Source organism: Helicobacter canis (assembly GCF_900451095.1).
Classification (GTDB): domain Bacteria; phylum Campylobacterota; class Campylobacteria; order Campylobacterales; family Helicobacteraceae; genus Helicobacter_B; species Helicobacter_B zhangjianzhongii.
Map to the genome: position 1 here is coordinate 129,678 of NZ_UGHV01000001.1, position 23,221 is coordinate 152,898.

Consider the following 23,221-nt stretch of genomic DNA (forward strand, 5'->3'; position numbering starts at 1 on the left):
TTAGAATCCATTTGTAAGGAGTTTGGCAATTATGAAAAAAGTCTTTTCTGTGATATGTGGGGTAAGTCTTTTAGCGCAGGTGGCTTTGGGATTTGAGAGCATTGATGAAGCCTTGAAAAATGGCGTGAGTAAGGGCGATGTGATTTTATATGGGAATTATGTGGGCTTGCAAAAAGGCGGTGCTACGACCATAGGCGATGAGTCTTTGGGACTTGCGCATTATGCCTACTTGGGGAATCTAGGCTATCTTATGGGCAATGTAGGGCTAAGCTATACTTCTGGATTCTATAAAAATTTTCGCGCTTCTATCGGCTTTCGCGCGGTGGCGTCATTTTATGATGCACATACCGGATTTTTCCCCCCCACTGGTGGTAAAGGCGATACCAAGGCAGATTTTTTCAACCACAACCAAGCTGCCATAGCAGAATCCTTTATCGAGTATTTTGATGGCGATACGAGCCTAAAAACAGGGCGCATAGCCATCGCAAATGATTGGGTCAATGTCCTTAGCGATGGTGTCTGGCTACGCAATCGCTCCTTTGAAAAGCTCTTGCTTGAAGCATTTTGGGTCAATGATTTTGGACGCATTGATTACTATCAAATGACTAGATTCTACCGCCCTACCAAAATCGGGCTTTATCACACAGGCTTAAAATACTATATCCTAAATGATGCCCTAAGTGCTAGGATCTACACTTACTTCGCACCGCCGATTTTCACAGCTATTGGCGGTAGGATCGATGGCAAAATCTCGTTTTTGGACTTTGACTTGAAGGGCAATGTAGGCTATGCATATAGTATCGAGCATAAAAACTCTCTCCCCACAAGCGATCTCATCAACGCCGGCAAAGATGGCAACGCCTTGTATGCGCAAGCATCTTTTGGACTGCCCAATGTCTTTGACATAGCAGTAGGCTATATCCACACAGGCAAAGAAGCCGGCTGGGGGAGTCTGGCGATTATGGGCAATAGCATTGATCCGTTTTTCATCTGGGGTGGCAGAGTGCTAAAAACACAGCCAAATGTCAATCTCATCTATGCCAAACTTGCCACGAAAGTTGAGCGGTTTAACTTCCTTATCACCTATGGGGCGAGCTTCTATGACTATGTCTCTAGCACCAAAATCACTAAAGCTAATCAAAATGAGCTAAATCTCGCTATGGAAATAGGCTTCACGCGCAATGTCATAGGTGTAATCAATGTGCTAAACACGCATTTAGATTCTCTAGGTGTGCCGACTATGACGCAGGTGAATGGCGGCTTGCGGCTGACATTTTAGCCCCCAAGAATCGCATAGCTAGTGATCGCTTGAGTAAGCTAGGGTTATAGTAAAATATCGTGGTTTTATTAGGAGTGCAAATGCGTAATTTTGTGTATTTGGGACTTTGGATTCTAGGATTTTCTTCTCTTCAAGCAGCACTTTTACCAGATTTCACGCTAGATGACATAAGCAATGCCCCACACAGCAGCAAAAAAGCCAAGCCTAGCCCCACCACCCTAGATCAGCCAAAAAGCCCCCTAGAATCCAATCTCCCCACGCCGGCAGACAAGGCACGCAACACGGCAGAAGAAGTTACATTTGAGCAGGCATACGCCTTGCTTTTAGAAACAAGCGATGCCATAAAGGCGCAGGATTTAAGCGTAGATCGCGCTAAAAAGCTTGCCCTAGGGGCAAAGCTTAGCTTTCTCCCAGAGATCAATGCAAGCGTGTTTTATACGCATTTAGATAGAAAGATCCAAGAGCAGCTCCCTATGGATACTAGCTCTATCCCGCCAGCTTTGTCCCAGCAGTTCGCACCCTTGCTTAGTGCGCTGAATCAGCCCATTGTCTTGCTTGATCAAAATATCATCATAGGCGCGCTTACAATGATCTATCCACTCTACACAGGTGGAGCTAGGATACAGGGTAGTAAAATCGCCGCCATAGCCCACAAAGACGCCAAAGAAGCCCTAAGGCTTAAAAAGCTATCAAGCTTTGAAGAGCTAGCAAATGTGTATTATGGCGCGGTGCTAGCAGAGAATCTTGCCCAAGTGCTTGCACAAAGTAGCCAAGCGACCAAGCAGCACTATGCAAATGCCCTAGCCTTAGAAAAAAGCGGGCAAATCGCACGCGTAGAAGTGCTAGCCGCACAAGTCGCACACGATAAAAGCCTAAATGCCCTAAGCCAAGCGCAAAATGCCGCGACAATCGCTTCTCTCACGCTAAACTCCACGCTCTCAAGCCAGAATCTAGCCCCGATAGATACACTAAAGCTAGCAGAAAAGCCCCTCCCACCAGAATCCATATTTATACAAAAAACCCTAGCAAGCTATCCAGTGCTAACTTCACTTGACCTAAAAGTCCAAAGCGCAAAAGAGGCTAAAACCCTAGCCCTAGCTCCCTTCCTCCCGCAGATTGTGGGCTTTGGGGCGGTGTATGCTAATAATGCCAATCACGCGCTTATTATGCGTGCTATCCCCACTTGGCATATCGGTGTCGCGGCAAATCTCTCACTCATCACCCCAAAGGCTAGGATCCAGCACTATCAAGCCGCCAAGCTCACCCAGCTTGAGATGCAATCCCTTGCCAATCAAGCGCGCAAAGACATCACACTCCTTGTGAAAAACACCTACAAGCAAGCCCTATACGCCCAAGAAGAATACAAAAGCAGAATGTCTTCTATCAATCTCGCCAAAGAGAATCTAAAGCTCCAAGAAAATGCCTTCAAACAAGGGCTTGCTACAAGTATGCAAGTAATCGATGCGCAAAATGCCCTACAAAATGCCCTTATCGAGCAGCAAACTTCCGCGTATAAGGCTATCATCGCACTTGCTAGGCTCTTTGCACTAAGCGATGATATAGAGGGCTTTTATCCATATAGGCAGTAGCTAGAATCCACTCATTCACTAACGACACGCCTTAGCACAAAAGTGGATTCTAGGGGGTAGGCGATTTAGTCTTGGGTGAGCAATGCGGCAGTAAAACAGGCTTGTGAAAAAATGGATTCTAGTGTGGATTGCCACGATTTTGACAAGTCAAAATCTCGCAATGACAGAGTGGGGGCGTTGTTTCAAAAGTGGATTCTAGGGTTTGAGGTAGATTAGGCATTGCGGTTTTTAAGTTTGTTTAAATATTTTTTATGCAAAATGCCCATTCCTAAAGCTTGGCGATACAAGGAGTGTGAATGAAAATGCAAATACAGACAAAAATTTTAGCGATAGTGTGCGTGGCTCTATGCTCTATCGCTCTAGCAAATGAGCCTAAAAAGCGAGGCTCCCACGCACAAATAGCCATACAATCCACAGGGCTATGGCACTCCAGCGCGAATGCCAGCACCTCTGGGCTACACGAAGCATTATTTGCAAGCTATGACTACACGACAAAGCTTGGTTTGGGCTTTGGGATTGATGCCTTATTTGGCGCGAGCTATGGCAATTTAGATAACTATATGATCCAAGGTATGCAGGATCTTATGAGCGTGCGACCGGTGGGGGATATTAACTTCCTTGTGGGGTTAGATGTGTATGTTGGCTGGCATCTAATCCGCCGCAGCTATGACAAGCCGCTCTATCTTGGCACAGGGCTAAAGGAGCTTATCTACTCCAATGTCGTGGTAAATACAAGCTTCAATATGCCCTTAATGGCAATCTATATGCCTATCGAGCTGCGCGGTGATGTGCGGCTCTCCCCAGCCCTAGCCATAGAGTATCTCCTAGCCTATGACATAGCACTCGATCAAGCCACGCAAGTAACCATCAGTGAAAAAGATAAAAGAATGCTTCCCATAGATAGCAGCTATGGCTTGCGCTTGCAATTTGGGGGGAGATATTATGCCTCGCCTAAGTTGTATTTCTTTGGCACTTTGGTGGCGGAGTATTATAACTTTGGAGCTTCAAAAGGCATTTTCGTAGGCAATCCGCCAGATACCCAAGAGCCCGGCGTCAAGCCCGGTGCAGAAGCTGTGCTATCGTATCCGCGCTCCAATCTCGGCTATGTCGGTATTCGATTAGGTATAGGATATTAGGAGGTAATGATGAGATATATACTACAAGGCATACTACTTGCGACTCTCTGCACGGCAGGCTACGCGGAAGGGCTAGTTTATAAAAGTGGATTCTACTCATCGCTAGGATTTTACACAGGCTACTATCACTATGGCGAGATAGACAGAAATGGCGGTCGTGTTATGCGTATGGATACGGCGATGTTTGGGCTTAGTGGGCAGCTTGGCAATGTTACTAGCTTTGGGCTAAAGCTTGATGCTACCGCTCGATTTAACTACGCGCTAGGGCAATACACCGGCGGGATCTTAGACCCAGATAATAAAGACAGAAATGGAAAAGCACTAAGGCAGCCTGTGGGCGCACTCGCTGGCGATGTGGAGCTAAGAGTGGGCTATGATCTTCTGCATTTTTTGCCCACAAGCTCGCTCTTTTTGCAAAGTGGTGTGAGCTACCACGCAAATCGCACCGAAATCATCTCAATGCTAAGGTATCAGGGCTATTTATATCTCCCCATAGAGCTTGAAGGACATAGCCAGATCTCGCAAACTCTAGCCCTTAGCTATGGTGGCGGCTATCGCTACCTAATCTTTGGCAACCACTTCTCCCAATCCACACGCTTTGGCTTTATGGATAATTACAGCGTGCTGCAGCACGATGGCTTTGGGGCTTTGGGATATATCGGGGCAAACTTTTTGACAAAAGATGGGGGTATGCGCTCTGTGCGGCTTGTGTATGAATACTGGAGTATAGAAGCAGCACAAGGCGCACCCATAAGGAGTATCTACACAGGGCAGCCAGTTACTCTCTATGAGCCTAAAAACAGCACGCATAGGGTATTTTTGCAATATAGCTTTGGATTTTAGCGTGCCTTTTACAAATTTGCGCACACTGCTTGCCCAAAGCTAAATTTATTTAAGGAGAATGAATGAAAAAATATGTCGAAATCAGCTTCATCGCCGCCCTCTCTCTTCTTCTCCTAATTTGGCTTGCTGTAAGCTTCTACAAAGCCTATCAGCCTAAGCCCCAGCTTATCCAAGGGCAAATCCAAGCCAAGCAATATAGCGTAAGCTCTAAGCTTGCTGGGCGTGTGGGGTCGATTTTGGTCAAAAAGGGCGATAAGGTGCAAAAGGGGGATTTGATCTTCACTATCGACTCCCCAGAGGTGCAAGCAAAGCTAGAGCAAGCAAAGGCAGGCTATGAGGCTGCTAAAGCCCTATCCCAAGAGACTAACAAAGGAGCTAGAGTAGAGACAATCATCTCCGCAAAGGATATGTATAATAGTGCCAAGGCTATGCGCGAGCTTACAGAAAAGACCTACACACGCATACAAGATCTATACAAAAATGGCGTAGTAAGCTTGCAAAGACGCGATGAAGCCTACACAGCCTACCAAAACGCCAAATACGCCGAAAACACCGCCTTGCAGCAGTATAAAATCGCCCTAGATGGCGCGAGCCACGAGACAAAAGTCGCCGCCAAGCAAAAGGAGCTTGCCGCAGCAGGGCAGCTTGATGAAGTGCAAGCCTATATCCACGATATGCAAGCCTATGCCCCAGCCACCGCAGAAGTAAGCAATATTCTCTTAAGCGAGGGTGAGCTAAGTCCCACAGGGTTTCCTGTGGTTATGCTTGTGGATAACACACAAGCGTGGCTCAATCTTAGCGTTACAGAAGAGTATCTTCCGCGCTTTAGTGTAGGGAGTGAATTTAGCGCGTTTGTCCCAGCCCTGCAAAAAGATGTGCGCTTTAAGGTGCGCTATGTAGCGGCATTGGGCGACTTTGCCACTTGGAGAGCGACCTCTAGCTCTAAGGGCTATGATTTGCGCAGCTTTGAGATAGAAGCACAGCCGCTAGAGCATATCGGGGAGTTTCGCATAGGATATAGCGCGATTGTGCGCCTAGAGCCCAACTAGAATCCACTTTTATGCAAGCATATTTCTTCAAAAAATTACGGCAATTTTGGCTCTATCTCTCGCGCCATATTGTGCTTTTGCTTATTTATGTGGTTTTGCCGCTACTTTTGGCGTGGTTTATCTATGCGGTGTTTATGGCATCGCTACCAAGAGATCTCGCCATAGGGGCAGTGGATTTTGACAAAAGCCCTTCTAGCAAGGAAGCTCTTTTTATGATTGATTCTTCTGCGGCAGTGCATATAAGGCACATCTATCCAAGTATAGAAGCAGCCAAGCAAGATTTAGCCACAAGCGCGATCTATGCCCTTGTGGTGATCCCACACTCCTATGAGTCCAATCTCAAACGCTCTATCAATGCACAAATCACACTCTACTACAATGCGCAATTTGTGCTTATAGGCAAATCTATCGCCACTGCGCTCACACAAGTAGTAGGCACACTCAATGCCAAGCAATGGAGTGCGAAAAACTTGATTAAAGATGAGAATCTACAACTTGCCATTAGCAAGTCTATGCCGATTTTTTCACAAATTATCCCCCTGTATAACGCCAGCAACAACTACGCGCAATTTATGCTTACACTCTTGCTGCCCTGTATGCTACAAATCCTAAGTGCGCTAGCGATGATCCACCTACTCAAAAATCGCCCCACAAGTGTATCTAGCGTGTTTATGCGCTATGGGTTTAATACGCTTGTGTTTGGATTCTGGGGGGTATGTATGCTAACGCTCTTGCAAAACTTAGGCTATGAGCTTAGGGGGAGCTTTTTGCTACTTGTGGCAGGGACGCTGCTGCTTGTAGCGTGTGTGAATGCTGTGGTAGTCTTTGTGCAATCTATCTTACTTGATATGAAAAAGGCTATTGGCTTTGTGGCTATCTATACTGCGCCTTCTCTGGCTTTTGCCGGGGTTACTTACCCGCAAGCTTCGATGAATTTTTTCGCGCTTTTTTGGAGTAAATTTCTGCCCATATCCTACTATATGGAGCTATATATCCAGCAAGCAAACTACGGCGGAAGCGTGGGCTTTGGGCTTGGGATTATGGGGGAGATGTTGTGGTTTTTGCTCTTTTTAGCCCTTGGGGTTATGATCTATCATCTGCGACTTTTTAGCAGTAATCCTATCATTAAATCTCTCTCAAAATCTCCGTCAAAATCTCTGTCAAAACCTTTTGGCAAACGGAGTGCGCTATGAGCTTTTTGTCCCTTGTGCTAGAAGAGTATAAAGCCATTTTTAGCAATAAACTTGTCGTAATGGTCGTGATCATCGGCTCACTTGTGTATGGACTGCTCTATCCTATGCCTTATATGAATGATATTGTCCGCAAGCAGCGACTTGTCATCATTGATGAAGATTCTAGCGCGCTATCAAAGCGGCTGATTTTTCTTGTTAGCAGCACAAGAGAAATCGCGCTAGTGCGTGAGGTTAGCTCCATTGATGAAGCTAAGTGGTTGATTGAAAGCTTTGAAGCTGATGGCGCACTCTATATCCCTAAAGGCTTTGAAGCAAACGCGAAAAAGGGCGTTGGCAGTGTCGTATCCTATATGGGCAATGCCTCTTACTTCCTCGTGTATGGGGCGATCGCAGAGGGCGTGCATAAGGCAATCGATGAGCTAAGCGATGAGCTAAGAAAAGCTCGCGACCCAAATTTGCTTGATACAGAGCTTGTAAGCTTGCAGGCTATCCCTTTATACAATCCAAGCCTAGGCTATACCAACTACGCCCTAGCTGCGGTGCTAGTCTTTATCCTGCACCAAACTGCCATAGCAGGCAGCGGTATCCTAAGCGCGTATCAAAACAGAATCCGCATCCGCGCAACTGCTAAAAAAGACTACCAAGCCTTGCAGCATTATAGCAACTACGCTAGTGCGTGGAAGATCGTAAGTGCTAGAATCCTAGCTTTCACAGGGATTTATTGCGTGCTGTTTGGTTTGTATTTTGGGGTGCTTTTCCCACTTTTTGGGGTGAGTCATATCGCAAGCTTGAGTGATTTTTGGTGCTTTGCGATTATATTTATCGCAAGCTGTGTGGCTAGCGGCGTGCTTTTGGGGGTTAGCTTAGAAGATGAGAGCTTGCCTACGCAAGTGATCTTTGTCTCTTCTATGCCTTTGGTGTTTATTTTGGGCTTTATTTGGCCCAGTGAGCTGCTACCGCAATTTTTGCAAGATCTAAGCGTTATGATCCCAGCCTACCACGGCGTTAGAGGATTTATCAGCCTAAATCAAATGGGCGCGAGCTTTGCAAGTGTGGCTCCACATTTTTTCGCGCTATTTGGGCTATTTGGGCTGTGCTTTGTAGCGAGCATTATCGTGCTACACAAACGCCAGAAACAAGCGTGCCTACTATGCAAGAAGCCATAAATATAGCTTATGCTATAATCCCATTTCCCCCAAAGCAATTCAAATATAGCAGTAGCAATGGAGAAAAATGTGCGCTTCTATTCTAAACCACTCTTAGATTTTACTAGCACTAAGCTCTTTCTAGCCCCGCTTGCTGGCTATACGGATCTGCCCTTTCGCTCGGTGGTCAAACGCTTTGGCGTAGATATTACAGTGAGTGAGATGATAAGCTCCCACGCGCTTGCATTCTCTAGTGCTAAAACGCTCAAAATGCTCCAAAAATCCCCCCTAGAGACACCTTATAGCGTGCAAATTGCCGGCTCAAAGCAAGAGATTATCCAAAAAGCCATAGCCGTGCTAAACACCCAAGAGGGCATTGATATTGTGGATTTTAACTGCGGCTGCCCAGCTCCCAAAGTCGCTAATCACGGCAATGGCAGCGGACTTTTGCAGGATCTGCCTAAGCTTGTAGAGCTGCTCAAACTCATTAAAGAGCAGAGCAAGACACCTTATACAAGTGTCAAAGTGCGGCTAGGCTTTGATGAGAAGATCCCCACTGAAATCGCTCACGCGCTTAATGATGCGCCCATAGATTTTGTCGTAGTGCATGGCAGGACGCGCAAAGATGGCTACAAAAAGGAGAAAATCGACTACCAAGCCATAGCCCAGATGAAAAAGATCTTGCGCCACCCACTCATCGCCAATGGCGAGATCGACTCTGTGGCAAAGGCGCAATCTGTCCTGCAAGAAACAGGCGCAAATGGCGTGATGATAGGGCGAGCCGCGCTCACTAGCCCGTGGATCTTCTGGCAGATCCGCCATAACACCACCGCGCTTCCTGCAATGGTGAAAAAGGACTTAGTGCTAGAGCATTTTGATGCGATGGTGGAGTTCTACGGCGATAGGGGTGTGGTGATGTTTAGAAAAAATCTCCACGCCTATGCCAAGGGGCACGATGGCGCAAGTGCTTTCCGCAATGTGGTAAATACCATCACAAGCCCCATAGAAATGCGACAGAGTATTGAAGAGTTTTTTGCGACAAGTGTGCTAGAGTGGGGAAGCGCGGAGCTTGTGCATTTCAACAAAAGAAGCGTGTAATGCGGTGGCAAAACGAAAATTCTAGCAACGACAATACAAAAGTCGCAAAAATCTCAAAAGTGGATTCTAGTAATAAAGCTTTTTTATCGTCATTGCGAGCTTTGCGAAGCAAAGCGTGGCAATCCACACAAACAAAGACACAAGCCCTAGAATCCACTTTTTTATACAACGCCGAAAAAACGCAAAAAATACAGAAATTACAAAAAGTGGATTCTAGGATTTGCGATGAGAAAACAAGGCATAACCGCAGTTTCTTTAGTAAAGTAGGGTTGTGCAGTGGCGAGCAAAGAGATAAGACTTGGGTGTCTATCGAACGAGAGCTAAGCCACAAACTCCCTGCTTTATCGCGCAAAACCAGCGAAGCGGTCGGCGATAGCCGATGTTTCTTTAGTAAAGCCGAATCCTCTAGTAAAAAGCCAGCGCCCCCAACAAACCAAGCCGCAGGCGGCAGGATTTTTAGTGAAAAAGCGGGGTTGTGCAGCCTTTTGTGCGGAGATAAGCCTAGTGGGCTATCGCACAAACAAAAGGCAAACTCCCCGCTTTTTCGCAAAAAGCCAACGCCCCCAACAAGCAAAACGACTGCAATATACTTTGCCCTATACCTACTAGCAGCCTCTGCCCCCCTACACGCCGCACCAGAATCCAAAGAGCCAAAACGCACGATTTTGCAAAACAATCCCACACACACCACCACGCCCACTATCTCCACACCTGCCCCAAAGCCTGCCAATCCTCCCGCTAATCCCACTACCACACTAATAGACACCCCACCGCCTATTAGCGATAATGCGCTAGGCAAGTTTGGCGCGCAGGATTCTAGCTTTTTCTACAAGCCTAGTCCTAGCGCGTGGGTGTTTGGCGATATTTTGCACCCCTACATTGGCTTTGGGCTTACTTCTTCAAGCTCTATCCACACGCACAACACCCAAAGTATGAGCAAGGAAGTCGCCACCTGTCCTAATCAAAAATGCAGCGGCGATACCACAAGCGCGGAGTATTCTGGGCAGCTTAATGCAGGCTCTAGTCTAGAGCTTGGCGCGGAATACTTTTTTGACAAGTTTCACATTGTAGGCATTAGACTCTTTGGCGAGGTGGCAAGCCGCAGCGGCTCGCTTGGGAGTAAGATTGCAGGCAGTGATAAGCGCGATAGAAGCACCAATAATCTGCAAGAAGCCTATAAACTTTGCATACAAAATAGCAAAACTTGGAGCGAAGCAGAAAAGCAGCAAAAATGCGGGATCTTAATCCTAGGCAATAGCACTAATCCAAACACACCAAACACCAAAGTCGAAGACTCTTTCACTTTCCAAGACACACCAGATTCTAATGACATCGCCCCGCAAGATGGGCGGTATTTGAGCTTCTCTCTAGGGGTTGATGCAATGCTTAATATCCCCATAGATACGATTTTGCAGCGGTGGCTAGGATTTGGGCTTAAAAGTGGATTCTGGGGATCACGGCTTGCGTATTTTAAGGTGGGGGGGTTTATCGGTGGGGGGGCGGAGTTCGCGCGCTTCTCCCAAGGCGATCCTAATAACAAAACTTGGCACAACCAAGCTGCTGCTAAAGGCAAGGCGAGCAATGGGGCTGATGCGTTCTTTGCCGCGGGTAGTGGAGGGTTTATGCGCTTTGGGGCGAGCATATATCTCTCGCGCTTTACTCGCATAGATTTTGGCTATAAAATCTCCTACTACCCTATCGCGCAAGAGCGGTGGTATGGCTATAATGGTGCGCATTTTGACCACACTAAATACGACCCAAATAATGGGCTTTATGGTGTGGGCGGAGTGAGAGAAGATGACCCGTGGAGCGAGAGCTTGCTTAGGCAGAAATTTGTCAGCACAAAAGACAAGGAATGGTTCTTGCGCTTTGCCCTAAGCTTCTAGGCTGCAAGCACATTAACAAGCGATATATAAGCTACTTTTTTCTATAATGCCGCACAAAATCCAGCTAAAACAATCTATCATATACAACGACCATCCAAAGGATACCTATGACACTAGCCCAAGCCCTATCTCTCCCTAAAGAAGAGCAGCAAGCTCTACAATCCAGCCTAGAAGCCAAGGCTAAATCCCAAGCCGCTATCGAGCTTAATGCCTATATTGATTTTTCTAGCGATAATCACAGCGGCGTGCCAATTTTGATCAAAGACAATATCAATGTCAAAGGCTGGGAGATCACTTGTGCGAGCAAGATCCTACAAGGCTATGTCGCGCCATATAACGCCACGGCGATCACGCGCTTGCGTGCTAATGGTATGAGCGCGTTTGGGCGGGCAAATATGGACGAATTTGCTATGGGCAGCACGACAGAATCTAGCTGCTATGGACGCACCAAAAACCCCAAAGACCCCACGCGCGTGCCCGGCGGCAGCTCTGGGGGCAGTGCCGCAGCAGTGGCTGGGGGCTATGCGATCGCCGCGCTTGGGAGTGATACAGGCGGCTCGATCCGCCAGCCTGCTGGGTATTGCGGCTGTGTGGGGCTTAAGCCCACTTATGGGCGCGTGAGCCGCTATGGGCTAGTGGCATATAGCTCAAGTCTTGATTGCATAGGACCTATCACGCAAAATGTAGAAGACTGCGCGATTTTGCTTGATGCTATTAGTGGCTATGATGAGCTAGATTCTACAAGTGCCAAGCTCCCGCCATTACAGAGCTTCTCCAAGCTTGATAGGGATAAATGCTTTACCATAGCAGTGCTAAATGACTTCCTAAAAGATGCTGATCCGGCAATTGCTAAGGCGTATGAAGATACGATCAAGCTCCTAGAAAAAAGCGGGCATACCATAGTCCCAGCCACAATGCTTGATACAAGCTTGCATATCTCTACCTACTATATCATCTGCACCGCAGAAGCTAGCAGCAATCTCGCGCGCTTTGATGGTGTGCGCTATGGCAATCGCGTAGATTCTAGCGGACTCAAAGATTTATACATCAACACCCGCTCACAAGGCTTTGGCAGAGAGGTGAAAAATAGGATTCTACTAGGGAGCTTTGTGCTAAGTAGCGGCTACTATGATGCCTACTACCTAAAAGCCCAGAAAATGCGCTCTCTTATCAAGCAGCAATATGCCCAGATCTTTGAGCAAGCCGATCTTATCCTATCGCCTGTGTCTCCAAGTATCGCGCCTAAATTCCGCGCATCACAAAGCCCGCTTGAAATGTATCTAAGCGATATTTACACCATCGGGGTAAATCTAGCGGGGCTGCCTGCCATTAGCCTGCCTGTGGGCGAGTCTCAAGGGCTACCTATCGGTATGCAGCTAATTGGCAGAGCGTATGATGAGCAAAGCGTGCTTGACTGCGCTTATGGGCTAGAATCCCAGCTCGCCTAAGCCCAATCCACAGCAAAGGAGATGATATGAAACTCGCGCAAAAAGCCCTAACCTTTGAAGATATTTTGCTAATCCCAGCATTTTCTGAAGTGCTGCCAAAAGAAGTGGATACAAGCTCCAAGCTCACGCGCAATATCTCGCTTAATATCCCCTTTGTCTCTGCGGCTATGGATACAGTTACAGAGCATAAGACTGCCATTGCTATGGCGCGCTATGGGGGCATTGGCATTATCCATAAAAATATGCCCCAAGCCTTGCAAGTAGAGCAAATTGATAAGGTGAAAAAAAGCGAGAGCGGTGTCATCACCAACCCTATCTCTATCCAAGCTAATCGCTCGCTAGCTGATGCCAAAGTCATCACAGATAATTACAAAATCTCCGGGGTGCCTGTGGTTGATGAAAAGGGGCTTTTGATAGGGATTTTGACCAATCGCGATGTCCGCTTTGAAAATGATCTAAGCAAAAAAGTCAGCGATGTGATGACAAAAATGCCCCTAGTTACCGCCAATGTAGGCGTAAGCCTTGATGAAGCCAAAGCCATTATGCATAAACACAGGATAGAGAAGCTCCCCATAGTCGATAGCAACAATATCTTGCAAGGGCTCATCACCATTAAAGATATTCAAAAGCGCATAGAATATCCCAATGCCAACAAAGATGCGCAAGGGCGTTTGCGCGTGGGAGCGGCGATCGGCGCGGGGCAGCTTGATAGAGCGCAAGCTCTCATTGAAGCAGGGGTTGATGTGCTGGTGCTTGACTCTGCGCACGGACATTCTAAAAATATCATCGCCACCCTAGAATCCATTAAAGCAAACTATGAAATTGATGTGATCGTGGGCAATGTCGTAACCGCAGCTGCCACGCAAGACCTAATCAAAGCCGGAGCCGATGCGGTGAAAGTCGGCATAGGTCCGGGCAGTATCTGCACGACAAGGATTGTCGCAGGCGTGGGTATGCCCCAAGTCTCTGCGATCGCTGGCTGTGCGGAAGTGGGGGCGAAAATGGGCGTGCCAATCATCGCTGATGGTGGGATCAAATACTCTGGCGATGTGGCTAAAGCTATCGCCGTGGGGGCTTCTAGCGTGATGGTAGGTAGCCTGCTAGCTGGCACAGAAGAGAGCCCCGGCGATTTGGTGCTTTACCAAGGGCGGCAGTATAAAAGCTACCGCGGTATGGGGAGCATTGGTGCTATGAGTAAGGGTAGCTCTGATCGCTACTTCCAAGAAGGTACCGCGCAAGATAAGCTTGTGCCTGAAGGCATTGAAGGGCGTGTGCCATATCGTGGGAAAATCGGCGATGTTTTGCACCAGCTTGTAGGGGGGCTGCGTAGCTCTATGGGCTATCTAGGGGCGGCAAATATCCCAAGCCTGTGGGAGAGGGCGGAGTTTGTGCAAATCACTGCTGCTGGACTTAGAGAATCCCATGTCCATGATGTAGATATCACCAAAGAAGCACCAAACTATCACGGATAAGATTTGGGATAAGCTTTAGGGATAGATTTTTAAGATAGGGTTGGGCTAAGTTTGCAGGCAATGGAGCTTACCCCAAGTGCCGATGGCTCTCTCAATGCCTTTAGCGTGGAGTTTGGCGAGCATTATGCCAATATGGGTGAGGGTGCCTTTAGCGAAAAGCTAGGGAAGCATATAGCACCTGTGTGGGCTACCCTAGAATCCACTTTTGCCACAAAAGCCAAACCCCCAAAAGAAGCCCCTAAGGCACAAATATGGATTCTAGATCTTTGCTTTGGGCTTGGGTATAACGCCCTGCTTTCACGCCTATTTAGCGCATTTGAGACGCTAGAGTTTTGTATCATCTCTATCGAGCTTGATAGGCAGAGCCTAGCCCTTGCTAGCACAATCCACGCGCTAGATTCTAGCCTTGTAGCCCAGCTGGATTCTAGTAGGCAAGCGCGCATAGCACATAATGTATCTTTGCAAATATTCTGGGGTGATGCGTGTGTTTTACTTGCGGATTTGTCCGCAAGCCTAGCGCAGTATTATAGCGATTTTACGGGCTTTGATGTGATCTACCAAGATCCCTTTAGCTATGAGAAATGCCCGAGTTTATGGGACTATAAGCATTTTTGTAAGCTATCTAGCTTGCTTAAAGACTCTGGGATCATCACCACCTACGCCACAAGGCAGGAGATCATCACAAACGCCACGCAAGCAGGGCTACACGCCTATACTTATAAGGCAGATCCTGCCACTATGGATAGACTCTATCAAGCTTGTGCTACTCTATACCCCACTAGCACACACACTAGCATAAAGCGCAAATCAAGTATTTTTAGCAAAGCTCCCGTGCAGATTCTAGGCAGTAGATTGCGCGCTTAGTCTCTAGCGCACTTTGTGTTGATCTAAGTGCTGGTATCTTTCTTGGTTTTGAGTGCTAGCCCTATGGCATCAGATATGTCTTTTTTGATATTGGGATTTTTGGCACTTAGCCGCTCGCGGACTTCAGCGGCTTTGTCTGTATCGATGACTTCAAGGCTTGTAAGCTCTTTTACCACATCAAGCCATTCTTGGCGATCGCTAGAGCTTGGCGCAAAAAGCCCAAACTTCTTCACAAACTGCTCGATGAGCTCTTGGGCTTGGGCTTGAGTCTTGGCATTTGGGATTAGCTTGCGGAAGTCTTTTAGTGTGAAAGGCTTTGGGGCTGGCTTTTTGTCAAATATGCTGCGCATAAAAAACCCAAACACAAAGATGACAAACCCAAACCCACAGGCGATCATCAAAATAATGGCATAGAATCCTTGGTTATACATTATTGGCTACTTTATTTGCTACTTTTTGCTGCAAAAAACGCATTAGTCGCTTCGACAAAGCCATCAATACTCCCACAATCATACCTCTTGCCTTGGAATTTATAGGCGATGACTCGCCCATTTTTCGCCTGCTCCATTAGGGCATCGGTGATTTGGATTTCACCCTTTTTGCCCGGGGGTGTTACGCGCAAAATATCAAAAATATCAGGCGTCAAAATATAGCGACCAATGACTGCTAGATTTGAGGGGGCTTCGCTAGCACTTGGCTTTTCTATCATCGTGCTAACGCGATAAACATCTTGGCTAATCATCTCTCCTGCGATCACGCCGTATTTATCCACCTCGCTCATAGGCACTTCTTCTATGGCGACTATGGAGCATTTATGCTTGGCATAGAGCTTTACCATTTGTGCTAGCACGCTATCTCCACCGATATTTGCGCATAAATCATCAGCTAAGATCACAGCAAAAGGCTCATTGCCAATGAGTGTCTCACCTGTCAAAATCGCGTGTCCCAAGCCTTTCATCTCATTTTGGCGTGTGTAGGAGAAAGTGCATTGCGTGATGAGTGAGCGCACTTCATTGAGTAAAAATTCTTTATCCGTGCCTTTGATTTGATGCTCTAATTCATAGCTTATATCAAAGTGATCTTCTATGCTGCGCTTGCCCCGCCCTGTTACAATCGCCATAGTCTGGCAGCCCGCACTTAGAGCTTCTTCGACACCATATTGTATAAGTGGCTTTGTAAGAATGGGGAGCATTTCTTTAGGCATAGCTTTTGTCGCGGGTAAAAATCGCGTCCCATAGCCAGCAGCTGGGAAAAGGCATTTGTTAATGTAGTTCATCGTGTGGTCCTTGTGTGGATTTGTAAAAATTGTAGCGCAAAAGATTTATGCGATTATAAACAAGCTTGGGCTAGGAGTTGCGCAGGCTTGTATATTCTCTAGGGAGCAAAAACTCTTCGCAAGAAAGTGCCTTAGGGTAGAATCCGCGTTTATGCAGCAGGGCAAAAAGCGTGTCAATCGCGCGGATTTGCGTGGGGCTAAGGGAAATGGACTCGGCATTGGCATAGAGATTGAGATAAGTATCTAGCTCTTTGGCATTGACGCGGATAAGATCGCGACTAAGCAGCATTTGTGAGAGTAGGGGTTTATTTTGCGTGGCGATTTGCACAGCCTTTGTGAGGGTGGATTCTATATCAATCGCGCGGTGTAGTGGGATACTACGGCGCAAAGCCATACCGCCAAGTGGCAGAGGCAGATCATCGCCTGCTAGCTCACACCATATATCCCAGATCTCTCGCTCCACTTCTAATTGATCGCTAAAGGTTAGGATTGATTCGTGGATCAGCACGCCTGCATCCACTTCGCCATTTAGCACAGCGGATTCTATATCAAGGAAGTTTTTATACACGATTTTTGCGTAGGGGTAGGCTATGCGGAAAAGCAGGGCGTTTGTCGTGTGCGCGCCAGATAGGGCGACTTTGCAATGAGGCTTTAGGCTTTTGCCTTTTAGCTTGATAAGCTTTGGTCCATAGCCACTGCCAAAGCTCACCCCCGTGCGCAAAAGCGCGTAATCTTGCGCGATAAGCGGATAAGCAGCAAAGGAAATGGCACTTACATCATAGCTCCCTTGCAGAGCCGCTTCATTGAGTGTTTGTATATCTAGTGCAGTGTTGCAAAACTTCAGCCCAAGCGGCGAGCCCACCCACCCAAATGCAATGGCATAATACATAAAAATATCATCAGCATCGGGACTATGCGCTACGCTTATCAAACAACTCTCCAAAATGTCAGCTTATTTATATATGAATGGTTGCGGGAGATGGATTTGAACCACCGACCTTTGGGTTATGAGCCCAACGAGCTACCGGACTGCTCTACCCCGCGATATAGTATAAGAAAAGGGAAGAAAAGTGGCTGGGGTACAAGGATTCGAACCTCGGAATGCCTGGACCAAAACCAGGTGCCTTACCGCTTGGCGATACCCCAACAGCGTTTAATAAAGCCGCGATTGTATAGGAGTTTGGCTTAAATTTTACTTATTTTAGGCATATAGCAATGTGTCAAAAAGTGGATTCTAGTGTGGATTGCCACGCCACTGCTGGCGCAGTGTCTCGCAATGACAGAGATATTTCGCCTGTGGCTCAATATGACAAGAAAAGGGGTTATTTGAAAAAGTGGATTCTAGGATTGAAGTTAGTTTTAGAGTAACACGATTCTAAGGGTTGCGGTGGGGCTGTGGGTGTTTTTTAAGGATTTTGGGGCAGAGCTAGACTAGAGGTCTGCGGTTGTCCCAAAATCCTTAAAATCAATCGCATTGCCCACCCAAGACTGAATCGCTAAAGTGCCCAAGATGAATCGCTAGGGCTAGAATCCACTTTAATATAACTATTTCTTGCTACAATGCAAACAACCCATCACAAAGGACACTTATGCGCATATACACACTTCTAGGCTCTCTTGCCCTTTTATCTCTCACACTTCTTCAAGCAACGGACTCCCAAGCCATTAAGCCGCCGCGCCACGCTATGGATTATTACGCATTCTCCCAGACGCTAAGTGGCAATCCTAAGCAAGATATGCCAAGGATCGCAGGTATCATCGCGCGCAATCTTTCTGCGTGCTATGTCCGCGCCCACACTCTAGCGGGCAATACAACTGCCATGGAGCGTGTGAAATATGGCTGCGAGCTAGAAGCCTACAATATGGCAAATATCCCTATCCATAGGCATTATGCTATGCGTGGCGAGCTACTTGAGTATGATGAAATCCAAGCGCGTAAGGAGCGGTTTTTCACGCAGTATAAATCGCGCATTTATGAGAGTGCTAAGGAGCTTGCAGAGCTAGAGCTTGGGCTATAAAGTGGATCTAGCCCTAGAATCCACTTTATACAAGACTCGCGCTAGTAGAGGCTATGACAGAAATCTCATCAAGGAGCAACTATGCAAACAAACATCAAAATATATAGCTTTGATATTGGAGTAGCCAGCATTGGCTGGGCGGTGATTGAAGATAATGCGCTTAAAGATATGGGCGTTAGGATCTTTACCAAAGCAGAAAATCCCAAAACAGGAGAGTCCCTAGCTCTCCCAAGGAGAGCGGCAAGGGGCGTGCGAAGAAGACTAGCAAGAAGAAGTGGGAGGCTAAACACCATAAAACAGCTACTTTGCAAGGAGTTTAAGCTAGAGCTACAAGATTATCTAAGCAGCGATGGCAAGCTGCCCAAAGCCTACATAAGCTCCAAAGCAGCACCACTGCCATCCCCATATCAGCTACGCACAAAGGCACTAGATCAAAAAGTGGATTCTAGTGAGCTAGCACGCATAGTTTTGCATATCGCCAAGCACCGCGGCTATGGCAATAAACACGCCAAAGAGAGCAAAGATACAGAATCAGGCAAGGTCAAAAAGGCAATAGAAGAAAATCGCCTAATCCTGCAAAGCAAAGGATACAGAAGCGTGGGCGAATATCTGTGCAAAGAGTATTTTCAGCAAGCAAGAGAGCTAGACCCCACAAAGCAAAGCGCAGTTTCCTTAGAGTTTAAAAATGTGCGAAATACGACAGATAACTACGAGCATTGTGTCTCACAAGATATGCTCCAAGATGAGCTTGCACTGATATTTTCTAAGCAAAGAGACTATGGCTTTGCTATAAGCAAAGAGTTTGAAGATAGCTTAATAAAAAAGATTTTTGAGCAACGCCCCTTAAAGAGCTTTGCCGATAAGGTGGGGGAGTGTCAGTTTATCGCAGGGGAGAAGCGCGCGCCCAAAGACAGCGTAAGTGCCATAGAGTTTGTCGCACTATCGCGCATTATCAACACTCTTGCCAATCTTAGCAAGAAAAGCGGGGAGATTTATGACAAAGCTATGATTCTTACAATCTTGAGATATGTGCTAGAAAAAGGAGAGATGAGCTATCGCGCATTGCGTGAAATGATCAACCTAGATGAAAAAATACAATTTGTGGATTCTAGGCTAGATTATAGCAAGGGGCTCAAAGAGGCAGAAAAGGTAAAATTTGTAGAATTTGCGCATTTAAAGGCGTTTAAAAAGGCTTTGGGAGAGAGCTTTGCAAGCTTAGAAAGAGAGCATATAGATAAGATAGCAAGCCAAATTGCCGTGATTAAAGATGTAGTAGAGCTACACAAAGAGCTAGAATCCTACTCTGCCAAGGAGCAGCTCCATCTCACAAGCGACCAGATACAAGCCCTAAGCAATCTCAATTTTTCTAAGCATATTAGCCTAAGCTTTAAGGCTCTATCACAGATTCTACCATTTATGCGCGGGGAGCGTGAAGCACGCAGCAGTGATGTGGGCTATTGTATCGGCATTGATGAGAGCGGAGAGAGCCAGTGCTTGCGCTATGATGAGTCCGTAGAAAAATCAGGGCTAAAAGCCACAGGCAAAAAGGCTTCAAAAGGTGATATTTTGCCACCCTTTGAAGAGTTTGAGCCATATTTAGCAAACCCTGTTGTAAAAAGGGCATTAGCCGAGTATAGAAAGGTGCTAAACGCCCTGCTTAAGCAATATGGCAGACCCCATAAAATCCACATAGAATACGCCAGAGAAGCCAAGCTAAATGCCACAGAGCGACAAAAATACGAAAAAGAGCAAAGAGAAAACTACACTGCTAATCAAAACGCACGCAAGCAATGCGAGAGTCTAGGACTTGAGCCAAGTAGCACCAATCTCCTAAAGTTAAAGCTATGGGAAGAGCAAGGAGAATTCTGCGCATATAGTGGGGAGAAAATCACACCCACCCACCCACCTAAAAGACCCCACCGCCTTGCAGATAGATCATATCTACCCCTACTCACGCAGCTTTGATGATAGCTATATGAATAAAGTCTTAGTCTTTACAAAGGCAAATCAAGAAAAGGGCGATAAAACGCCTTTTGAAGCCTTTGGAGCAGACTCTGCCAAGTGGGGAAAAATTGTAGGCTTGATAACATTTGCCAAAAAACTCCCCAAAAGCAAAGCACGCAGAATCCTAAATGCAAACTTTGTCGATAAAGAAGCAGGATTTAAGCTCCGCAATCTTAATGACACAAGCTATATCGCACGCCTTGTGGCAGACTATACTCAAACATATTTAGAGTTTTTACCCCTAGATGAGAGTGAGGATACCACGCTTGGCAGGGGGCAACAGGGGAGCAAAAAGCATATTGTCGTGGTCAATGGTGCGCTTACTGCTACAATGCGGCATTACCTAGGCTTTGCTAGCAAAGATAGGAACAACCACTTGCACCACGGGCTTGATGCGGTGATTATCGGCTTTATGAATGATCGCGTGATAAAGGCTTTTAGCGAGTTCAAAAAGACGCAAGAGACAAGCAGAGCCGCCTACTACGCCCACACACTAAGCAAAGAAGAGTATAAGAAAAAACGAGCCTTTATCAATCTCCCAAATGGCGAAAACTTCCGCGCAAGTGTGCTAGAGAAGCTAGAATCCATCTTTGTCTCTAAGCCTCCTAGACTGCGAGCAAGGGGGGCATTGCACGAGGCTACCTTCTACTCGCCAAATGATCCTAAACTACTTAAAAGCTATGGCGGGACAAAAGGTGTGGAAAAGGCATTAGCCCTAGGCAAGATGAGAAAAATCGGCACAAAGATTGTAAGCAATGGTGCGATGGTGCGGGTGGATATTTTTAAACATAAAAGAAGCGGGAAATTCTACGGCGTGCCTGTTTATACGATGGACTTCGCGCTAGGGATTTTACCAAATAAAGCAGCGGTTCTCGGCAAGGATAAAAGCGGCGTGATTAATGATTGGAAAGAGATGGATACTAGCTATGAGTTTATTTTCTCACTCTATAAAGATGATTTACTACTTGTGCAAAAAAGAGGAATGCAGCAGCCAGAGCTGTGTTATTTTGTGAATTTTGATACTAGTGGTGTAAATATCAAAGTAGCCAAGCACGATAATAGCTTCTCTACACTTACAGACAATCAAAAATTGCTCTTTAACAACGCCACACAAGAAGAAGTAAAAGATAGAGTTGGAATCCAAAATCTACAAGTCTTTGAAAAATACCAAGTCTCAATCCTAGGGCAAGTAGCACCTGCCCCCTTCCACCCACGCCAAGACATCACCCTAAAGCACACAAAGCCCGCAAAGCACATAATCCAAAGGAGTGGCGATGAGCTATGATGAAGCCTTTAGGAGTGTGCTAGTTAGCTCCCCAGCCAAGCTTAGCCTACAAGCAAAGCACCTTGTCTTAGCCCAAGAAGACAAGCAAGCAAAGCTCTTTTTAAAAGACATTCACTCCATAATCCTAGAATCCCCGCAGATCACCATAACCACCGCCCTGCTCTCTGCACTTTGTGAGCATAATATCATCGTGCTAACTTGTGATGATACTCATCACATCAATGGTATCTTGCACCCTTACTCAGGGCATTTTCAGCAAGCCAAAGTCGCTAGAGAGCAAATGCAAGTAACCAAGCAGAAAAAGTCTATTTTGTGGCAAAAAATCATTAAAAACAAAATCACCAATCAAGCCTATGTCCTACAAACCCACCATAAGCACAAAGCAAGCGATGAGCTCTTGCTCCTAGCTAGTAATGTCGCCTTAGGGGATTCTAGGAATTTTGAAGCCATAGCAGCAGCAGCGTATTTCAAAGCTCTCTTTGGTAAGGGCTTTTCTAGGGAGCAATTCTGCTTTGCTAATTCTGCGCTTAATTATGGCTATGCGATTGTGCGTGCTTGTATCGTGCGTAATGTCTGCATTAGCGGGCTGCTGCCGTGGCTAGGCATAAAGCACGATAATATGTATAACAGCTTCAATCTCTGCGATGATGTGATAGAAGTCTTTCGCCCTTGGGTGGATCGCTGTGTCTTAGAGCTTGATACCCCTTCTAAAGACATATCCTTGCAGCAAGAAGACAAAAGGACTCTTATCAATATCCTGCAAGAAAAAGCCTGTATAGATGGGCAGAGCTATCCGCTTAGTAGGGCTATCGGGCGATATGTGCAGAGCCTAAAGGGAGCAATGCTAGGGGAGCAGAGCTTGCTAAGGGTAAGCTTTGAGACCTAAGCTAGTGATGCAAATGATTGAAGATAAATTTATGCGTGTTTTGCTGATGTTTGATATGCCTACCAAGACCAAAAAGGAGCAAAAGCACGCCACCAAATTCCGCAATAATCTCATCAAGCTAGGCTACTTTATGATGCAATTTAGCGTATATATGCGTATATGCAAGGGATTAAGCTCGGCAAAAGCCTCTATCAATGCAGTAAAGATGATCCTACCCCCACAAGGCAATGTGCGTGTCCTAATCATCACAGAAAAGCAATTTGACGCTATGGAGATCCTCTTAGGCAATGCCTCGTTTAATGAACGCATAAATGCCGAGCAAAATCTCGTGCTATTTAACTTTGATGAAAAGCTTGGTGATTATGCCTATAAAGAATCTAGCCAAAAGAGTAAAGATACAGAAAATAAGGACAAAGAAAGCAAAGATACAGAGAGTCAAAAAAGTGTAGCAAAAGAATCCAACACCACTACACAAAGACCTAAGCCAAAGCAGCCAAGTCTCTTTGAATTCTAGGGTTTTGATAGGGATATGACTTACCCTGCGGAAGACCCTTTACTTCCTTATTTTAGTCCCTTTTTAAACTGCCAAATTTAGCGCGAAATCCTAAAGGATTTCGCGCTAGCAAAGTCGCTCTAGCTTCGTGCCACAGGGCGATAGAAAGGAAGCTATTCTACCATAGGGCAGTTTAAAAAGGGACTAAAACTATACTAATGGATTCTACCTCATCGCCAAAATTCTACCATAGGGCA

Annotated in this window: 20 protein-coding genes, 2 tRNA genes and 1 pseudogene; 18 read left to right on the forward strand and 5 right to left on the reverse strand. The window is 46.3% G+C overall.

Annotation, left to right across the window (positions count from 1 at the left end):
- Positions 1 to 31: 31 nt before the first annotated feature.
- The 13 genes from DX060_RS00660 (at position 32) to DX060_RS00715 (ending at position 15,002) form a co-directional block, all read left to right on the forward strand.
- Positions 32 to 1,279, forward strand: a complete 1,248-nt coding sequence (locus DX060_RS00660; protein WP_115010679.1) for an Opr family porin — start codon at positions 32 to 34, stop codon at positions 1,277 to 1,279.
- Between the two features lie 80 nt (positions 1,280 to 1,359).
- Positions 1,360 to 2,868, forward strand: a complete 1,509-nt coding sequence (locus DX060_RS00665) for a TolC family protein (protein ID WP_115010680.1) — start codon at positions 1,360 to 1,362, stop codon at positions 2,866 to 2,868.
- A 75-nt stretch (positions 2,869 to 2,943) separates the two neighbouring features.
- The gene (locus DX060_RS11045; protein ID WP_181814111.1) at positions 2,944 to 3,084 is read left to right on the forward strand and encodes a hypothetical protein; all 141 of its coding nucleotides are present in this window, start codon (positions 2,944 to 2,946) and stop codon (positions 3,082 to 3,084) included.
- A gap of 80 nt (positions 3,085 to 3,164) precedes the next feature.
- Positions 3,165 to 4,004 carry a hypothetical protein gene (locus DX060_RS00670; RefSeq protein WP_115010681.1) on the forward strand — a complete coding sequence of 280 codons (840 nt, stop codon included), beginning with the start codon at positions 3,165 to 3,167 and terminating at the stop codon, positions 4,002 to 4,004.
- A 9-nt stretch (positions 4,005 to 4,013) separates the two neighbouring features.
- Positions 4,014 to 4,847 (forward strand): hypothetical protein, encoded by an 834-nt coding sequence (locus tag DX060_RS00675; RefSeq protein ID WP_115010682.1) that lies wholly within the window; start codon positions 4,014 to 4,016, stop codon positions 4,845 to 4,847.
- A gap of 62 nt (positions 4,848 to 4,909) precedes the next feature.
- A complete protein-coding gene (locus DX060_RS00680; protein ID WP_115010683.1) occupies positions 4,910 to 5,896 on the forward strand; it encodes an HlyD family secretion protein in 987 nt (328 codons plus the stop codon).
- A gap of 11 nt (positions 5,897 to 5,907) precedes the next feature.
- Positions 5,908 to 7,089 carry an ABC transporter permease gene (locus tag DX060_RS00685; protein WP_115010684.1) on the forward strand — a complete coding sequence of 394 codons (1,182 nt, stop codon included), beginning with the start codon at positions 5,908 to 5,910 and terminating at the stop codon, positions 7,087 to 7,089.
- Positions 7,086 to 8,255, forward strand: coding sequence for an ABC transporter permease (locus DX060_RS00690; RefSeq protein ID WP_115010685.1), 1,170 nt, complete (start codon positions 7,086 to 7,088; stop codon positions 8,253 to 8,255). The genes DX060_RS00685 and DX060_RS00690 overlap by 4 nt, the downstream gene beginning before the upstream one ends.
- 57 nt (positions 8,256 to 8,312) lie before the next feature.
- Complete coding sequence (locus DX060_RS00695; protein ID WP_115010686.1) at positions 8,313 to 9,332, forward strand: tRNA dihydrouridine synthase; 1,020 nt, start codon at positions 8,313 to 8,315, stop codon at positions 9,330 to 9,332.
- A complete protein-coding gene (locus tag DX060_RS00700; RefSeq protein ID WP_115010687.1) occupies positions 9,332 to 11,218 on the forward strand; it encodes a hypothetical protein in 1,887 nt (628 codons plus the stop codon). Before DX060_RS00695 ends, DX060_RS00700 begins: the two co-directional genes overlap by 1 nt.
- Before the next feature lie 107 nt (positions 11,219 to 11,325).
- Entirely contained in the window at positions 11,326 to 12,666 is a 1,341-nt protein-coding gene (gatA, locus tag DX060_RS00705; protein ID WP_115010688.1) for an Asp-tRNA(Asn)/Glu-tRNA(Gln) amidotransferase subunit GatA, read from the forward strand.
- Positions 12,667 to 12,692: 26 nt separating this feature from the next.
- A complete protein-coding gene (gene guaB, locus DX060_RS00710) occupies positions 12,693 to 14,138 on the forward strand; it encodes an IMP dehydrogenase (protein WP_115010689.1) in 1,446 nt (481 codons plus the stop codon).
- A gap of 60 nt (positions 14,139 to 14,198) precedes the next feature.
- Entirely contained in the window at positions 14,199 to 15,002 is an 804-nt protein-coding gene (locus tag DX060_RS00715; RefSeq protein ID WP_115010690.1) for an MnmC family methyltransferase, read from the forward strand.
- 23 nt (positions 15,003 to 15,025) lie between these two features.
- On the opposite strand, the gene DX060_RS00720 is transcribed toward DX060_RS00715, so the two are convergent.
- From DX060_RS00720 to DX060_RS00740, 5 genes are all read right to left on the reverse strand, one after another.
- Positions 15,026 to 15,433: a hypothetical protein gene (locus tag DX060_RS00720; RefSeq protein ID WP_115010691.1), complete on the reverse strand. Its 408-nt coding sequence runs from the start codon at positions 15,431 to 15,433 to the stop codon at positions 15,026 to 15,028.
- Positions 15,434 to 15,444: 11 nt separating this feature from the next.
- The gene (gene galU / locus DX060_RS00725; RefSeq protein WP_115010692.1) at positions 15,445 to 16,278 is read right to left on the reverse strand and encodes a UTP--glucose-1-phosphate uridylyltransferase GalU; all 834 of its coding nucleotides are present in this window, start codon (positions 16,276 to 16,278) and stop codon (positions 15,445 to 15,447) included.
- Positions 16,279 to 16,348: 70 nt separating this feature from the next.
- On the reverse strand, positions 16,349 to 17,221 hold the full coding sequence (locus DX060_RS00730) for a menaquinone biosynthesis family protein (RefSeq protein WP_258552140.1): 873 nt from the start codon (positions 17,219 to 17,221) through the stop codon (positions 16,349 to 16,351).
- 24 nt (positions 17,222 to 17,245) lie between these two features.
- A tRNA-Met gene (locus DX060_RS00735) sits at positions 17,246 to 17,322 on the reverse strand.
- Between the two features lie 27 nt (positions 17,323 to 17,349).
- A tRNA-Gln gene (locus tag DX060_RS00740) sits at positions 17,350 to 17,424 on the reverse strand.
- 69 nt (positions 17,425 to 17,493) lie between these two features.
- On the opposite strand from DX060_RS00740, the gene DX060_RS11050 reads away from it, so the two are divergent.
- From DX060_RS11050 to cas2, 5 genes and pseudogenes are all read left to right on the forward strand, one after another.
- Positions 17,494 to 17,646, forward strand: coding sequence for a hypothetical protein (locus DX060_RS11050; RefSeq protein ID WP_181814112.1), 153 nt, complete (start codon positions 17,494 to 17,496; stop codon positions 17,644 to 17,646).
- Positions 17,647 to 17,867: 221 nt separating this feature from the next.
- The gene (locus DX060_RS00745) at positions 17,868 to 18,296 is read left to right on the forward strand and encodes a hypothetical protein (protein WP_115010694.1); all 429 of its coding nucleotides are present in this window, start codon (positions 17,868 to 17,870) and stop codon (positions 18,294 to 18,296) included.
- 81 nt (positions 18,297 to 18,377) lie between these two features.
- Positions 18,378 to 21,585 (forward strand): annotated as a pseudogene (cas9, locus tag DX060_RS00750) (type II CRISPR RNA-guided endonuclease Cas9).
- Positions 21,575 to 22,471, forward strand: coding sequence for a type II CRISPR-associated endonuclease Cas1 (gene cas1 / locus DX060_RS00755; protein ID WP_115010695.1), 897 nt, complete (start codon positions 21,575 to 21,577; stop codon positions 22,469 to 22,471). The pseudogene cas9 and the gene cas1 overlap by 11 nt, the downstream one beginning before the upstream one ends.
- On the forward strand, positions 22,461 to 22,985 hold the full coding sequence (gene cas2 / locus DX060_RS00760; protein WP_258552141.1) for a CRISPR-associated endonuclease Cas2: 525 nt from the start codon (positions 22,461 to 22,463) through the stop codon (positions 22,983 to 22,985). Before cas1 ends, cas2 begins: the two co-directional genes overlap by 11 nt.
- Positions 22,986 to 23,221 lie beyond the last annotated feature (236 nt).